This is a genomic window from Devosia sp., from assembly GCF_017307565.1.
GTDB lineage: Bacteria > Pseudomonadota > Alphaproteobacteria > Rhizobiales > Devosiaceae > Devosia.
This window is the reverse complement of record NZ_JAFKHD010000262.1, coordinates 1-2,756: the sequence shown is the minus strand read 5'-3', so window position 1 is coordinate 2,756 and position 2,756 is coordinate 1. Positions and strand designations below refer to the sequence as shown.

General features: G+C 64.9%; 2 protein-coding genes. Both read right to left on the bottom strand.

The window, feature by feature from the left end; translation table 11 throughout:
- Positions 1–1,890, bottom strand: a 1,890-nt coding sequence (locus J0I64_RS08355) for a Tex family protein (RefSeq protein ID WP_291407127.1), incomplete at its 3' end; no start/stop codon positions are given.
- A 202-nt stretch (positions 1,891–2,092) separates the two neighbouring features.
- Positions 2,093–2,756, bottom strand: a 664-nt coding sequence (locus tag J0I64_RS08350) for an FtsX-like permease family protein (protein WP_366933726.1), incomplete at its 5' end; no start/stop codon positions are given.

Below are 2,756 nucleotides of genomic sequence, written 5' to 3'. Positions count from 1 at the left end.
GGGGCGCGGGTCGCGGCCGGGTTTTTCCAATTCACCGATGATGTCGCGGACGGTGGGCAGACCAAAACGCTCGTCGACAAACACGCGCGGGTCGAGGGCTTTTAGGGCAGAACCATCGGCCATCAGCGCGCGGACGTCGCGGCCACAGGCGGCAACGATCTTTCTTGCGACGCCATAGGCTTCGGGGTGGACCGAGGACGCGTCGAGCGGTTCGGTGCCATTGGGGATGCGCAGGAATCCGGCTGCCTGCTCAAAGGTGCGCTGGCCGAGGCGGGCGACCGAGAGCAGGTCTTTTCGGGTTTTGAAGGGGCCGTTGGCGTCGCGATGGGCGACGATGGATTCGGCAATGGAACTGCCCAGACCGGAAACGCGGGAGAGCAGCGGCGCGGAAGCCGTGTTGAGATCGACGCCGACGGCGTTCACCGCGTCTTCCACCACGCCATCGAGCGATTTGGCGAGACGGTACTGATCGACGTCGTGCTGATATTGGCCGACGCCGATGCTCTTGGGCTCGATCTTGACGAGCTCGGCAAGGGGGTCCTGCAGGCGGCGGGCGATGGAGACGGCGCCGCGCAGGGACACGTCGAGGCCGGGGAATTCGGCGGCGGCAAGGGCCGAGGCGGAATAGACGGATGCGCCGGCTTCGGAGACGATGACTTTCATCGGCTTCGGTGCGGGCATGCTTCCGAGCATGTCGGCGACGAGCTTTTCGGTTTCTCTGGAGCCGGTGCCATTGCCGATGGCGATCAGCTCGACATTGTGGGTGCGGATGAGTTTGGCGAGTTCGATCTGGGTGCCGGTGACGTCGTTGCGCGGCGGGAAGGGGTAGACGGTGCTGGTCGCGAGCACCTTGCCGGTGCCGTCAACGATGGCGACTTTTACGCCGGTACGGATGCCGGGATCGAGGCCCATGGTGGCGCGAGAGCCGGCAGGGGCGGCGAGGAGCAGGTCTTTCAGATTACGGGCGAAGACGGTGATGGCTTCTTCGTCGGCGCGTTCGCGCAGGTCTCGCATCAGATCGAGCGAGAGGTGGACGTAAAGCTTGGTGCGCCAGGCCCAGCCGGCGACGTCGAGGAGCCATTTGTCGCCGGGGAGAGAGCCGCCGATCTGGTAGGTGGAAGCCACCATGCGGACGGCGGGTTTGATGGCGGAGGTGTCGTCGGCATCGACTTCAATATCGACAGAGAGCACTTCCTCGTTGCGGCCGCGCAGCATGGCGAGGGCACGGTGGCTGGGGGCCGTGGCCCAGCGCTCGGTGTGGTCAAAATAGTCGGAGAATTTGGCGCCGGCTTCCTGCTTGCCGTCGATCACCTTGGCGCGAAGCGTGGCGCGGTCCTTCATATAGGTGCGCAGGCGCCCGACGAGATCGGCGTTTTCGGCCATCTGTTCGACCACGATATCGCGGGCGCCATCAAGGGCGGCCTTCACGTCGGGGATGTCGTCGTTGAGATAGGTGGCGGCGAGATCGGCGGGGACGAGGCGGCGATCGCCGAGGATCGCTTCGGCCAATGGGCGCAGACCGCGCTCACGGGCGATTTCGGCCTTGGTACGGCGCTTGGGCTTGAAGGGGAGATAGATGTCTTCCAGCTCCGCCTTGGTGGGAGCGGCGGCGATGGCATTGGCGAGGTCGGGCGTCAGCTTGCCCTGCTCGGTGATGGATTTGAGGATCGCATCGCGGCGGGCGTCGAGTTCGCGGAGATAACCGAGGCGCTCTTCGAGATTGCGGAGCTGAGTGTCATCGAGCCCGCCGGTCACTTCCTTGCGGTACCTAGCGATGAAGGGGACGGTGGCGCCGCCGTCGAGCAGTTCGATGGCAGCCTTGGCCTGATCGGGCTTGGCGCCGATCTCCTGGGCGATGCGGGTGGCAAGGTTTGGTGTCGGAAGCGCCATGGGTCAGCCAGTCTGGATTCGAGTTGGCGCGACCATAATGGGGATTTTGGCGAAAACCCAATCGGGAGGGTGAGAGGGTGTGGAAAGAGGTCCTAGAAGCCACCTCACCCGGCCTAAGGCCGACCTCTCCCCAGAGGGAAGAGGTGGAGGTGGGCTCCGCGGTGGCGGAGCGACACCCCTCCCTTTGGGGGAGGGGGCCTTTCTATACGCTCGACATTTCGCGCAGCAGCAAGGCCGGGCGGATGGAGAGCACGCGGAGGAGCGTTGTGGCGCCGAGGATTGCCGTCATCCCCACAAGGCTGGCGACGACGATGCCGATAGTGGCGGGATCGACGGCGAAGGAGACGTTGAGCAGCACCTGGGTGAGAAGCCATGCCGTAAAGATGCCGGCGGGGACCGCGATGATGGCGGCAAAGATGGCGAGCAGCAGGAACTGCATCAGGGCAGTCACGAGGATCTCGCTGCGCGTGGCTCCCAGGACCTTGTTGAGCACGGCGTCGGATTCGCGCTGACGGCGGCCGGCGGCAAGGCTGCCGATGAGGATCAGCAGGCCATTGAGCACGGCGATGCCGCCTACGGCCGCAACGGCGAGGGAGAGCTGGCTCAGTGCCTCGGTGATGCGGGTGAGGGTGGCGCCGATCTCGATGAACTTGATGTCGGTGAACTGGGCGGCGAGGAAGCGTTTGACGTCTTCGTCGCGACCGGGTTCGGCGGTCACGGCAGCAAGGATGGTCGAGGGGTAGCTGTCGAGCGCGCCAGGAGAGAAGGCGACGAGGAAGTCGATGCCGCCCTGCCAGGCATAGTCGCGGAAATTGCCGACCTTGGCCGTGACGGTGTCACCAAAGATTTCGAAGGTGAGTTCATCG